11 protein-coding genes are annotated in these 13,025 nt (G+C 54.0%); 7 read left to right on the top strand and 4 right to left on the bottom strand.

Annotated elements, in window-relative coordinates:
- Positions 1–3 precede the first annotated feature (3 nt).
- From hpaE to NNL35_RS26735, 4 genes are read left to right on the top strand one after another with little or no spacing between them, the layout of a single operon-like run.
- Positions 4–1,503, top strand: coding sequence for a 5-carboxymethyl-2-hydroxymuconate semialdehyde dehydrogenase (hpaE, locus tag NNL35_RS26750; protein WP_006679926.1), 1,500 nt, complete (start codon positions 4–6; stop codon positions 1,501–1,503).
- A 51-nt stretch (positions 1,504–1,554) separates the two neighbouring features.
- A complete protein-coding gene (gene hpaB, locus NNL35_RS26745) occupies positions 1,555–3,024 on the top strand; it encodes a 4-hydroxyphenylacetate 3-monooxygenase, oxygenase component (RefSeq protein ID WP_006679925.1) in 1,470 nt (489 codons plus the stop codon).
- A gap of 26 nt (positions 3,025–3,050) precedes the next feature.
- Positions 3,051–4,034: a 3,4-dihydroxyphenylacetate 2,3-dioxygenase gene (gene hpaD / locus NNL35_RS26740; protein WP_006679924.1), complete on the top strand. Its 984-nt coding sequence runs from the start codon at positions 3,051–3,053 to the stop codon at positions 4,032–4,034.
- Between the two features lie 19 nt (positions 4,035–4,053).
- Positions 4,054–5,472, top strand: coding sequence for an aldehyde dehydrogenase family protein (locus tag NNL35_RS26735; RefSeq protein WP_006679923.1), 1,419 nt, complete (start codon positions 4,054–4,056; stop codon positions 5,470–5,472).
- A 473-nt stretch (positions 5,473–5,945) separates the two neighbouring features.
- Here the strand turns inward: NNL35_RS26735 and NNL35_RS26730 are convergent, their stop codons facing one another.
- The 4 genes from NNL35_RS26730 to NNL35_RS26715 form a co-directional block, all read right to left on the bottom strand.
- A complete protein-coding gene (locus NNL35_RS26730; RefSeq protein ID WP_006679216.1) occupies positions 5,946–6,332 on the bottom strand; it encodes a 5-carboxymethyl-2-hydroxymuconate Delta-isomerase in 387 nt (128 codons plus the stop codon).
- Between the two features lie 34 nt (positions 6,333–6,366).
- Positions 6,367–7,128: a fumarylacetoacetate hydrolase family protein gene (locus NNL35_RS26725; protein WP_006679215.1), complete on the bottom strand. Its 762-nt coding sequence runs from the start codon at positions 7,126–7,128 to the stop codon at positions 6,367–6,369.
- Positions 7,125–7,919, bottom strand: coding sequence for a fumarylacetoacetate hydrolase family protein (locus NNL35_RS26720; protein WP_006679214.1), 795 nt, complete (start codon positions 7,917–7,919; stop codon positions 7,125–7,127). Before NNL35_RS26720 ends, NNL35_RS26725 begins: the two co-directional genes overlap by 4 nt.
- A 149-nt stretch (positions 7,920–8,068) precedes the next feature.
- Positions 8,069–9,256, bottom strand: coding sequence for an MFS transporter (locus NNL35_RS26715; RefSeq protein WP_083835625.1), 1,188 nt, complete (start codon positions 9,254–9,256; stop codon positions 8,069–8,071).
- Positions 9,257–9,568: 312 nt separating this feature from the next.
- Here NNL35_RS26715 and NNL35_RS26710 point away from each other — a divergent pair, with 312 nt between their 5' ends.
- Genes NNL35_RS26710 through NNL35_RS26700 form a run of 3 tightly spaced genes read left to right on the top strand, consistent with a single transcriptional unit; the run spans position 9,569 to position 12,998 of the window.
- Positions 9,569–10,465: an ABC transporter permease gene (locus NNL35_RS26710; RefSeq protein WP_006679212.1), complete on the top strand. Its 897-nt coding sequence runs from the start codon at positions 9,569–9,571 to the stop codon at positions 10,463–10,465.
- An 18-nt stretch (positions 10,466–10,483) separates the two neighbouring features.
- On the top strand, positions 10,484–11,362 hold the full coding sequence (locus NNL35_RS26705) for a carbohydrate ABC transporter permease (RefSeq protein ID WP_006679211.1): 879 nt from the start codon (positions 10,484–10,486) through the stop codon (positions 11,360–11,362).
- A gap of 31 nt (positions 11,363–11,393) precedes the next feature.
- Positions 11,394–12,998: an extracellular solute-binding protein gene (locus tag NNL35_RS26700; protein ID WP_006679210.1), complete on the top strand. Its 1,605-nt coding sequence runs from the start codon at positions 11,394–11,396 to the stop codon at positions 12,996–12,998.
- Positions 12,999–13,025 lie beyond the last annotated feature (27 nt).

The following is a 13,025-nucleotide window of genomic DNA, read 5'->3' as shown; positions in this document are numbered from 1 at the left end:
GACATGAAGCAGTCACACACTCATATCGGCAACGTATTGCATTATATTAACGGCCAATTCGTAGAGAGCGTGTCTGGCCGGGCATTCAGCAACCTCAATCCGTTCAACAATGAGCCGATCAATGAAGTGGCAGAAGGATTCGCCGAGGATATCGGCCTTGCTGTGGCGGCAGCGCGCCAAGCGTTCGATGAAGGGCCATGGCGGACGATGCGCATCAACGAACGAATGAAATATATCATCAAAATTGCCGAACTGATAGAGAAATATGCGGAAGATATTTCGTACCTGGAATCGCTGGATAGCGGCTTGCCGATTGCACAGACGAAGAAGCAGGCTGAACGCGCGGCTGCCAATTTCCGCTTCTATGCCGAGATGGTCAAGACGCGTCTTGTCGGCGAATCCTACCAAGTGGACAACTCGTTCATTAACTATACGATTCATAAGCCGGTCGGTGTTGCGGGATTGATTACACCGTGGAATGCGCCGTTCATGCTGGCCACCTGGAAAGTGGCTCCAACCCTCGCGACCGGAAATACTTGTGTCTTGAAGCCGGCCGAGTGGTCTCCGCTTACAGCGAACAAGCTGGCCGAGATTATTCATGAAGCCGGGTTGCCGCCGGGCGTATTCAATGTCGTCCATGGCTATGGCGAGACTTGCGGCGCGCCGTTAGTCGCTCACCCTGACGTGCAACTGATTTCTTTTACGGGGGAAACGACGACCGGTTCGGCAATTATTAAGAACGGTTCCGATACGCTTAAGCGCGTCTCGATGGAACTGGGCGGCAAGTCCCCGGCCATCATATTCGAGGATGCCGATCTGGATACGGCATTGGACGCGGTCGTATGGCAGATTTTCTCCTTCAACGGAGAGCGGTGCACCGCCAATTCGAGACTGCTTATTCACGAATCCATTCATGATCCGTTTGTTGACAGGCTGAAGGACAGATTGCAGAACATTATCGTCGGCGATCCGCAAGATCCGGCTACGGAAGTGGGTCCGCTGATTCACCGCGAACATTATAACCATGTCATCCGGTATATCGACACAGCGCGGAATGAGGGCGCAGAAGTCATCTCCGCTTCGATCCCTCAGGCACTGAGCGCAGGCAATTATGTAGCGCCCACCCTTATTCTGAACGCCAACAATCAGATGACGGTTGCCCAAGAGGAAATATTCGGCCCCGTGCTCACCGTCATTCCCTTCTCCACCGAGGAGGAAGCGCTCAGAATGGCCAATGATTCCAAATACGGGCTGGCCGGTTATGTATGGACGAACGATATGAAGCGCGGACACCGGATGGCGCAGCAGCTTGAGTGCGGGATGGTATGGGTGAACTCCCAAAATGTGCGGGATTTGCGCACGCCGTTCGGCGGGACCAAAGCAAGCGGAATCGGCAGAGAAGGGGGCCATTACGGGTTCGATTTCTATACGGAAACCCAGATCATTCACGTCGCGCTTGATGAACAGCATATTCCTGCTTTCGGCAAGAAGGCAGCCAGATAGTTATCTGACAGGCAGATTGCCTGATCCGAATGAATCCAAGGAGGTCATTCTATGCCAGCCAAGACAGGTCAACAATATATTGACCGTATTGATGCAGCGAAGTCCAATGTCTGGATCGACGGACAGCAAGTCCAAGGGAACGTGTCCGAGCACCCGGCGTTCCGGGGGGTGATGAGAAGTCAGGCCGCTCTGTATGATATGCAATTCGACCCTGGCAAAATCGAGATCATGACCTACGTATCTCCAACAACAGGGGAGCGGGTAGGAACATCCTTCCTCCAGCCAAGCACCAGAGAAGATCTGGAGAAGCGAAGAAACATGATTCAGGAGTGGGCCAAGTTCAATGGCGGAATGATGGGACGCTCTCCTGACTACATCAATTCGGGGATGATGGCCTATGGCGCGGCAGCAGATATATTCGGGGCACAAGATACGATGTATGCCGACAATATGCGGCAATATATTGAATACATTCGTGAAAATGATCTGTCGCTTACCCATACGTTAATTCAGCCGCAAGTGAACCGGGGAGTTCAGACTCATCAGTTGTCCGATCCTTATATCGCGGCTCGAATCGTAAGGAAGAATGACGATGGCGTGGTGATTCGCGGCGCCCGCCTGCTTGCGACCCAGGGCGGGATTACGGATGAAATTATGGTCTTTCCGTCAACGGTATTGAAGCAATCGGAAGAGGAGAATCCGTATGCGTTTGCATTCTCGATTCCGAACAACACGCCTGGATTGAAATTTATATGCCGGGAATCGTTCGATTACGGCAAATCTCCTTTTGATCACCCGCTCGGTTCCCGTTTTGAAGAAATGGACGCGATCGTTGTCTTCGATGATGTGACGGTGCCATGGAATCGAATCTTTGCCCTGGGCAATACCGATATTTGCAACCGCATATATGCGGACAGCAACGCCGCGGTTCATATGACACACCAGGTTGTCTCGAAGAACGTAGCGAAAACCGAATTCATTCTTGGCATCCTTCAGCTGATGGTGGAGACCATTAATATCGGCCAATACCAGCATGTGCAGGAGAAAATGGCGGAAGTCATTATTGCCTTGGAAACATTGAAAGCGTTCTTAATCGCTTCGGAGGCCAATGCCAAGATCGATCGCTGGGGCGTGATGACACCTGATTTTGGGCCTCTGAATGCCGCACGGAACTATTTTCCGAAGATGTACCCCCGTTTTTCAGAGATTATGCAGTTGCTTGGCGCAAGCGGGCTCATGGCGCTTCCGAACGAGGCGGATTTTCAATCCGTGCTTCGGCCGGATCTGGATAAATACTTGCAGGCTGCGAATCAGGACGCATACCATCGCGTCAAGCTGTACCGGCTGGCATGGGATGTGTGCATGAGCGCCTTTGGAAGCCGCCAAACCTTGTATGAACGGTTCTTCTTCGGCGATCCGGTAAGAATGGCCGGAGCGTTATACAATGGCTACGATAAGCAGGAATATGTCGATCGGGTCAAGGAGTTTCTGGAGCGTTCCGAGCAGCTTGTTACTCATTAATCCATTCATGTGAGGAGGCGATAGATTTGGATTTCTCCATTATTCGAATCGGGAATGTCATTATGAATGTTACGGATCTGGAACAGTCGCGGAAATTTTATGTAGATGCATTGGGCTTCATTGAAACGGAAAGCGACGAAAACCATTTATATCTCCGCGGTCTGGAAGAGCATAACCATCACTGCTTGCATCTGATCAAAGCGGACAAGCCTGGAATCGTCGCTCTAGGCTACAAAGTCATGCGGGAAAGCGACCTGGACGCACTGGAACGGCTATTTGCGTCCCGGGGCCTTCCGACCCGATGGATACCGAAGGGGACGCTGCATGCGATGGGCCGGGCTTTGCATGTGCAGGATGTCAGCGGACTTCCGCTCCAGTTCTACGCGGAAATGGATAAGGTGGAACGATTGCTGCAGCGGTATGATCTATATACGGGCGCGCGCATTCAGCGCATTGACCATGTCAATTGCTTTGTTCCCGATGTGGCCCGGGCCTATGATTTTTTCGTCAATGAACTGGGCTTCGCCTGCTCCGAGTATACGGCGCTCGAAGATGACAGTTTGTACGCAGCTTGGCTGCATCGCAAGCATAACGTACATGATCAAGCCTTCATGAATGGACCGGGTCCAAGACTGCATCATGTTGGCTTCTGGCTTCCGGATCCGTTGGCGCTGATTCATGCGTGCGATGTGCTGGCATCGCTTGGTTATCAGGGGAGCATTGAACGCGGGCCCGGCAGGCATGGATTGTCTAATGCCTTCTTCCTCTATTTGAGAGATCCTGACGGCATCCGGATTGAACTGTATAATGGAGATTATTTAACTAGCGATCCTGATCTTGGGCCTATTAAATGGGACATCCACGATCCGAGACGGCAGACGTTCTGGGGAAGCGCGACACCGGAATCCTGGTTCAATGAAGGCACGCCATTCGTCGATATCCAGACCGGCGAGCATGCTGAGTTGCTGACGGCGGCGCTGCCTTCCCGGCAGCCGCAGCATTTGATCTAAGGATATTCAGGTGACGATGATGAAGAGAAGACTGTTCATTAACGGTGCATGGGTGGACACGCGGGATTACAGTATGCTGCGCTCTCCCTATTCAGGCGAAGTGATAGCGGAGATTCCCGTCGCCGGGGAAGAAGACATCGAGCAGGCTATCCAAGCTGCTTACGAAGCCGGAACCGTCATGGCCAGGATGCCCGCGTATCAGCGTGCGGCAATCCTTGAGCGCTTGTCAGGCTTGATTGAAGCACGCGCGGGCGAGGCGGCTCGCCTTCTCGCGCTCGAGGTGGCCAAGCCGATCAGGACCGCCATGCTTGAAGTGGAGCGTACGATTGAGACGTATCGGTTCGCGGCGGAAGAGGCGAAGCGGATACACGGGGAGACATTGCCGCTGGACGCATCGAAGAGCGGGGAGGGGAGATTGGCCTATACGCTGCGAGAACCACTCGGAGTGATAGGGGCGATTACCCCGTTCAACTTCCCCATGAACCTGGTCGCTCATAAAGTAGGCCCGGCGATCGCGGCGGGCAATGCGATTGTGCTCAAGCCTGCCTCGCAATCGCCCCTGTCGAGCCTGTTCATCGCCGAATTGCTGCAGGAGGCCGGACTGCCGGACGGCGCTTTGAACGTCGTGACCGGCAGCGGCCGCCTCATTGGCGAGCGAATCGTGACAGACGACAGGGTTCGGATGATTACGTTCACCGGCAGTCCGGCGGTTGGCATCGGGATTCGCAACCAGGCCGGTCTCAAGCGCGTAACCCTGGAGCTTGGCTCCAATTCGGCGCTTATTGTCGACAAAGGCGTTCGGATAGACGATATTATCGATCGTTCCGTCACGGGCGCTTTCGCTAATCAGGGGCAAGTATGCATTTCGTTGCAGCGTGTGTATGTCCATGAAGAGGTGCATGATGAATTTGTGGACCAATTCATTCAGCGCACGCGGCAACTGAAGATTGGGGATCCGCTTGACCCTGCTACGGATGTATCGGCCGTGATCTCGCCTGAAGATGTCCGGCGGCTGCTGGATTGGATTGAAGAAGCAAGACAGGCCGGAGCGACGATTGCGACTGGCGGCTGTGCCGACGGCAATGTGCTGCATCCGACGGTGATTCTGGAGGCGGGGTCTAAGCTGAAGGTCTGCTGCCAGGAAGTGTTCGGACCGATTGTCGTAATCAATCAGGTGAAGTCGGTTGACGAGGCGATTCAACAGGTGAATGAGTCCCGCTTCGGCCTGCAAGCCGGCATTTATACGGAACATGTGCATACAGCGCTGCATGCTGCAGACCAACTGCATGTCGGCGGCGTCATGATTAACGACATCCCGAGCTTCCGCGTTGATCATATGCCGTATGGCGGCGTGAAGGAGAGCGGGATCGGGCGTGAAGGAATTAAATATGCCATAGAAGAGATGACAGAAATGAAGCTTGTCGTCTGGAAAAAGTAAAGTGAACTTACGCAACAGGGGACGGATTCAACAGGGTAAGCCGAAGGAAAGTCTTCAAAGACGAAGTAGAGTTTCCAAACCCGAACGAGAAAGGGGCTGTCCCACAAGTAGTATTTCACTACAGTGAGACAGCTCCCCTGATTCTCAAAGCTCGACTCGCCGAAAACTGCAAAAATGCACCTTTCCTTTATGATGTGTACTCCGTTACAGGGAATCCTGCAAAACGGCATCAATTTCAGACTATCCAATCGATAAAAGACAAAAATCGATGTAAATAATGTACTATCGCAGTAATTTAATCAAATAACGGCTTAAAGAACAGAAATTGCTGCATCCACGCAGCATTTCACTGCTTCATCCATCTTCCACCGGTTTCGCGTCGCTGTTTTCCCGCATCCTCACTCTCTGTTAACTCGTCACCTCAATCATTATGCAATGCCTATGAGACAGCCCCTTTTGACTGGCCGATCCGGCTATGTTGCATATCTTGCGTGAATATTATTATGCTTGTAGGTGCCGCCTTCGCTAAATTCCGCCAGTTCCAGCGACAGCGCCAAATATCGTTGGTCGAACAACGGGGCAAAATGGGTCTTGACCGCATCGAACAGCGCGTCGCATGTATTTCGCTTGACTTGTTCCGAACGGCCTGAGCCGATTTTTAAGGTGATGTGAACGAAGGCGTCATCTTCCGCGCCATCGGCAACGAGGTAATCATGCAGTTCGATCGCCCGCGAACGAATCCCTCCGATGGGGAAACTATCGCGCCGTGCGAGGAGCACATGGTGGATCGTTTGTAATAGGGATGGAATATTGGCTTCCTCTTTAATATTACTCGTATATTCCACGATAATATGCGGCATATCACTACCTCCTCCAATCGTTGTCCAGCCGGAATCAGCCCCGTATATGAAAAACATCATCGCCTGCTATCGTATTCACTAGGCGGCCAATGCCTTCGATCTCGGTCACCACTTCATCCCCGATTTCGGTATTGACCAATCCTTCGGGCGTGCCGGTCAGGATGATATCGCCTTGCTTCAGCGTCATGAAGCTGCTCAAATATTCGATAAGTGCAGGAATGCCGAAGATCATGTCGGCGGTGGAGCCTTCCTGGGTCAAGGCGCCGTTCACATAGGTGCGAAGAGTTAAATTCATCGGATCGGACACATCGCCGGCATCAACGAGCCAAGGGCCGATTGGGGTGCATGTATCCCGGTTCTTCACTCTCAGATTCGGCCGATAATAGTTCTCCAGATAATCGCGGATGGCATAATCATTGGCTACCGTATATCCGGCTACATAATCGTAAGCATCTTCTTGCTTCACGGCGCGTGCGGTGCGGCCGATGACGACGGCAAGTTCGCACTCATAGTGCATATAAGCGGCGTCAGCGGGACGGCGAGTATGCCCGCGATGGCCGATTAATGTGTTGGGTCCCTTCAGGAACACAAGCGGTTCAGCCGGAGCGGCAAAGGATAGTTCTCTGGCATGATCCGCATAATTCAAGCCGAGCGCGAATATCGTCCGGGGCTGCAGCGGCGGAAGCCATACGACGTCCGATTCGCTAACTTCTCGTCCGTCATCAAGCTTCAGCCGTCCGTCCCAGTCTATCGCGTGATGAATCGATCCGGAATAAGCGACGCGCGCATGTCTCATATCGCTTCTCCTCCTTCAGCTCTCCCCTGCTCAGGCACAACGGGATTGTCCAGGCAGCCGATTCCATCGATTTCAATCCGGACATCATCTCCCGCTGCCGCGAGCGGGGCGTTCTCGGGAATGCCGACATGCAGCATATCCCCTGCGTTCAACGTCATAAAATCCGTAACCTCCGCAAGCAAGCGGGGGATCGTGCGAATCAGACGGGCCGTCGTATGTTCTTGCTTCAGTACCCCATTCACATATACGCGGATCTTCAGATTATGCGGGTCGCCGATCGCTTCCGGCTTCATGACCCAAGGACCTGCAGGGCAGAAGCCATCCCGCGACAGCTGGCGGATAGCGGGCCGGAACAGATGCTGATGCGGGATCTGGACATCATTCACGATCGTGTAGCCTGCCACATAATCAAGGGCTTCGGATTCGCTAACCCGCGTTGCGGCGCGGCCGATGACAACGCCTAACGCGGCGCCGACCGCTACCTGTTCGGCATCTGCGGGAAGAGGAATGGCCGAGCCGTACCCGATATGTGTATTCGCGGGCTTGATATACAGGACCGGGCCAATAGGGGGGGCGTTGTAAGGCGGTTCATTCACCGCATTCCCCAGTGCTTCCAGCACTCCCTTGTAATTGAGCAGCGTTCCGTAAATCATGCCGGTTACGGGAGTATCCAACGCCAGCTTGGAGGAATGAATGCGCTTACCATTTAGTTCGACCGTATTATTCTCCGGATATACCAAAGCCTCCGTCCACTGCTGCATGCCGCATAGCTTAATCATTGCATTGACCATGTGCTTCGCCTCAGTTTCTATTTGTAATTGTTTTGATATATCATATCATATATGATTTGAAGAGGGCAATATAGTTTCATTCTTCTGCAGTGAATGTGCCCCTAATCACAACACCGCCCCGAGGCTTACTGCCCCGGGGCGGCTTCTGGTTACGATTCAGCTAATGGCGCCGAAGCGCCGGCGCTTGCTTGGTGAGCGGCGGCTGCCTTGCCGTGGAACGGGCGGGTCAAGGAATAGACCGCCACGACCAGTGCCACCAGGACGATGGAGCAGCCGACCCAGGCGTTGTAGGTGACGGCGCTCTTCTCGATCACAATCCCGCCGACGACCGAGCCGGTCGCGATGCCCATATGCAGCACCGAGGAGCTGAGGCTCAGCTGGATATCTGCGGTATCGGGCGCGCACTGCATCAGATAGCTCTGCTGTCCCGGAGTCAGCGCCCAACTTAGCGCGCTCCATATCATGACCACGGCCATGAACAGGTAGAACGGCAGATGAGCCGCGAAGGGCAGGATGAACATGATGCAGGCGAAGCTGGCTACGACGGTCAGAATGGAGCGCTTCGTGCCCCATTTGTCCGCAATCCAGCCCCCGAGTCCCCCGCCGGCGACGGCGGCGATGCCGAACAGGAAGTAGGCGACGCTCGTCATCTCCGGACTTAATTGATAGGTTGCCTGGAGGTACGGCGTCAAATACGCATACAAGGTCAAATGGCCGGTCAGCATGAAATAGGCCAGCAGATGACCGCTTACCAGCTTGGCGTTCTTCAGCGAGGCGAACTGGGCGCGAAGCGGCGCCGCCGGCGACGGCGCGACGGGCTGCAGCGAGAAGAAAATCGCAATCATGGCCACGACCGTGAGCAGGGCGACGAACAGGAACGGCGCTCTCCAGCCGTAAGCATGGCCGATAACCATGCCGATCGGAACGCCCAGCACGAGCGAGCCGCTGACGCCCATATAGATAATTCCGATTGCCCGGCCTTTATACTCGGGCTTCACCAGCTTCGACGCGATCGTAACCGACAGGACGATAATGAGCGATCCGCTCGCGGCGGACAGCGCCCGGGCGGCCATCAATGCCCCGTAATCGGAGCTGAAGGCGACGATCAGATTAGACAGCATAAAGACGAACAAAAAGAATAAGTACAGCTTCTTCCGTTCGAACCGCGCGGTCACGTTCATCAATATCGGCGCGGATATGGCGAAGGCGACGGAGAAGATCGTGATTAGCTGGCCTGCGGCACTGACCGTAATGCCGAGGTCAGACGCGATCTGGTCAAGCAGCCCTCCGATGATCAGCTCCACCGTGCCGACGACGAAGGCGGCGACCGCCAACATGTATACCCGGAAATTCAAAGGAAACAACTCCAATCTGCAGGATTCAAAAAGTTACTACCATTATAGTAACCATAAAGCGAGAACACAACAATTAATTTTTTTCCACAGGCGAATTTCTGCGCCTGTCTTCGGAGTTGTCAATGATACAACGCACACCTGTGGCTTCGAATCACAAAAAAAGCCGATGAAGAAATTATTGCAGATAGACACGTGCAGGGCTCCTTTCTACAATTAGCGATAACACAGCTGCAACAAAACTAAAACGCTTACATCAAGAAGAGATCACGACTTTGAACAGATGGAGGCTGCTGCATGGCAAGAGTGTTGCGCAAGCATTGGCAGATGTATCTGCTCCTTGCACCCGTTATGGTCTATTTTATCGTATTTCACTATGTTCCGATGTACGGGGTCCAGATCGCATTTAAGGATTTTATTGCGACGAAGGGCATTACCGGAAGTCCCTGGGTCGGGATGAAGCATTTCGAGCGCTTTTATCAGAGCTATTATTTCTGGCGTCTAATCAAGAATACGCTGGGCATTGGATTGTACCAATTGCTGGTCGGCTTCCCGGTCCCGATCCTGCTGGCCTTGATGATTAATGAGATTCGGGGCAAATGGTTCAAGAAGACGGTGCAGACTGTCACGTATGCCCCGCATTTTTTATCGACTGTCGTCATGGTCGGAATTCTCGTCATTTTCCTGTCGCCGGATACGGGGATGATCAATCATCTTATTCGCGCCTTCGGCGGGGAGCCGATCTCCTTCCTGACGGAGCCGGGCTGGTTCAAATCATTATATGTCTTTTCGGGCGTCTGGCAGCAGATGGGGTGGAGTTCCATCATTTATTTGGCCGCGCTGTCCGGAGTGGACCCGCAGCTTCACGAGGCGGCCCGCGTTGATGGGGCAAGCCGGCTGCAGCGTATCTGGCACGTCAATCTTCCATGCATCATGCCGACCATCGTCATTCTGTTGATTCTGAATACCGGATCTATTCTGAGCGTCGGCTTCGAGAAAGTGTTCCTGATGCAGAACGACATGAACCTGGAGAGCTCGGACGTCTTTGCCACGTACGTCTACCGCAGCGGCCTGCTGGGCGCGCAGTACAGCTTCTCCGCCGCCGTCGGCTTATTCAGCAACATCGTCAACTTCATTCTGCTCGTCAGCGTTAATTTCATTGCGAGAAAAGCCGGCAACACGAGCCTATGGTGAGGAAAGGGGAGGATTTCAGTGGGGGAGACCCGTGGAGATAAGCTGTTCGGCTTCATCAATAGTTTGCTGCTCGTCATGACTCTTCTGATCGTTCTATACCCGCTTGTCTTCGTGCTGAGTGCGTCCATCAGCAATCCCGCCGCCGTGTCGCGGGGCGAGCTGTGGCTGTTCCCGAAGGAGATTACGTTCGTTGGTTATCAGAAGGTCTTTCAGAATCGGGAAATATTGACGGGGTACGGCAATACCATCCTCTATACGGTTGTCGGGACATCGATCAATCTGCTGATGACCATATTGGCGGCGTTTCCATTGTCGCGAACCAATCTTCCCGGCCGCAACGTCATCATGTTCGCGCTCGTGTTCACGATGTTCTTCAGCGGCGGCCTCATTCCTTCCTATCTCGTCGTGAAGAAGCTCGGCCTGCTGAACAGCATGTGGGCGCTCGTGCTGCCGGGGGCCGTCTCCGTCTATAACATCATCATCATGCGGACCTTCTTCCGCACGAGCGTGCCGTATGAAGTGCAGGAGGCGGCGATGATCGACGGCTGCACGACGCTCCAGATTCTGTATCGCATCATGCTTCCGCTGTCGATGCCGATTATCGCGGTCATGGTGCTGTTCTATAGCGTCGATCATTGGAACTCGTACTTCAGCGCGCTCATTTATTTGACCGATCGCGACAAATTCCCGCTGCAGCTCATCCTGCGCGAAATTCTGATACAGAACCAGATGGATAAAATGGCCGGGGGCGCTTCGGCACTGTCCGAACAGATCATGTACGGCCAGGCGATTAAATATGCGGTCGTCATTGTCGCGAATCTGCCGGTCTTCCTACTGTATCCGTTCCTGCAGCGCTACTTCGTCAAAGGGATGACGATCGGCGCAATCAAAGGGTAACACGACATATTTGAATATAGGGGGTTACGTGATGAAAAACCGACGTTGTGCCGTGCTGCTTCTCGTCTTGATGCTGGCGTGGGCTACCGCGCTCGCGGGCTGCGGCAGCCAGAGCGGAGGAGGGGGAGAAGACGGCGGCTCGAAGGAATCCGCCGGCGTGAACAAGGAAGGGATGCCGATCGCGCAGGACAGGATCGAACTGGAGTTCTTCGCGCCGAAGCGGTTCGCGGCCTCGGACTGGAACAACCTGCTGCTGTGGCAGGAGTTCGAGAAGATGAGCAATATTCATATCACATGGAATACGGTCGATCGCGATAATCTGGTCGAGAAGCGCAACATTTTGCTTGCGGGCGGCGATTATCCGGATGCGTTCTACGGGAACCGGTTCACGCCATCCGATCTGATGCTGTACGGCGAACAGGGCGTCTTTATCCCGCTCAATCAGCTGATTGACGATTATGCGCCGAATTTCAAAAAGCTGCTGGACGAGAATCCGGAAGTGCGCAAGGCGATAACGATGCCGGACGGCAATATTTACTCCTTCCCTACCGTGACGGATCCGGGCTTCACTTCGATGCTGACGGGAGCCTTCATGTGGTACAGCCAGGAATGGCTGGACCGGGTCGGGAAGCCGGAGCCGCAGACGACGGAGGAATTCTACGAGTACTTGAAGGCGATCAAGCAGGCGGATCCGAACATCATCCCGCTTGGCGGCGGCCCGGGCTGGAATTACTTAGGGAACTACTTGTACGGCGCGTGGGGGCTGGGCAACCGCGGCGTATCCCATCCGTATGTGGATGTCGACCCGGCAAGCAACGAATTGCGTTTCTTCCCGGCAGACGATCGCTACAAGGAGATGCTCCAATATGTGAACAAAATCTACAGCGAAGGCTTGATCGACAAAGATTTTTTCACCGCCAATGCCGATCAGATCATCGCCAAAGGCTCCCAGGGCGTATACGCCGTGATTGCCGATTACAATCCGGAGGCCGTCTACAGCAATCTGAAGGGCTATGTCGGCGCCTCGGCGCTTGCCGGGCCGCATGGCGACAAGATCTATTCCTATATCGGATCGCCGGTTGGCAATCCGGGACAGTTCGTCATTACGGACAAGAACAAGCATCCGGAAGCGACTGTGCGTTGGGTGGACCATCTGTACAGCGAGGAAGGCATCAAAATGTTCTTCATGGGCTTCAAGGATAAGACGTTCGTCGAGAAGGCCAATGGCGAGGTCGATTATACGGACGAAATCAAGCATCATCCCGACGGCTTGACCCAGGATCAGGCGGTGTCGCAATATCTCGTCTGGCCGGGCGTCGGTTACCCGAGCATGCTGAAGCAGGCGTATTTCAAGGGAGCCGAAGGAATGCCCGGATCGATTGAGGCGGCGAAGAAGGTGGAGCCGTACCTCATCAAGGAGATCTGGCCGCCGTTCAACTATACGAAGGAAGAGACCGAACGCATGACGGTGCTCAAGACCGACATCGAGACGTATGTCAAGGAGATGACGACCAAATTCATTACCGGAGGAGCCTCCTTCGGCGAGTGGGACAACTACGTCGCTACGCTGAACAAGATGGGCCTGAAGGAATATATGGACATTTACAAGGCGGGGTATGAGCGGTATAAGCAATAAGCGGTGGACGTGGAACTGGGGCTTGCT

The sequence above is a fragment of the Paenibacillus dendritiformis genome (assembly GCF_945605565.1).
Lineage (GTDB): Bacteria > Bacillota > Bacilli > Paenibacillales > Paenibacillaceae > Paenibacillus_B > Paenibacillus_B dendritiformis_A.
Note: the sequence above shows the minus strand (reverse complement) of the source record. Positions and strands in the feature narration are given on the sequence as shown.

Coding starts and splice junctions, on each gene's coding strand:
- hpaE (WP_006679926.1), top strand. CDS start 4: ATGAAGCAGTCACACACTCATATCGGCAACGTATTGCATTATATTAAC.
- hpaB (WP_006679925.1), top strand. CDS start 1,555: ATGCCAGCCAAGACAGGTCAACAATATATTGACCGTATTGATGCAGCG.
- NNL35_RS26735 (WP_006679923.1), top strand. CDS start 4,054: ATGAAGAGAAGACTGTTCATTAACGGTGCATGGGTGGACACGCGGGAT.
- NNL35_RS26730 (WP_006679216.1), bottom strand. CDS start 6,332: ATGCCGCATATTATCGTGGAATATACGAGTAATATTAAAGAGGAAGCC.
- NNL35_RS26725 (WP_006679215.1), bottom strand. CDS start 7,128: ATGAGACATGCGCGCGTCGCTTATTCCGGATCGATTCATCACGCGATA.
- NNL35_RS26720 (WP_006679214.1), bottom strand. CDS start 7,919: ATGGTCAATGCAATGATTAAGCTATGCGGCATGCAGCAGTGGACGGAG.
- NNL35_RS26715 (WP_083835625.1), bottom strand. CDS start 9,256: ATGTTGGCGGTCGCCGCCTTCGTCGTCGGCACGGTGGAGCTGATCATC.
- NNL35_RS26710 (WP_006679212.1), top strand. CDS start 9,569: ATGGCAAGAGTGTTGCGCAAGCATTGGCAGATGTATCTGCTCCTTGCA.
- NNL35_RS26700 (WP_006679210.1), top strand. CDS start 11,394: ATGAAAAACCGACGTTGTGCCGTGCTGCTTCTCGTCTTGATGCTGGCG.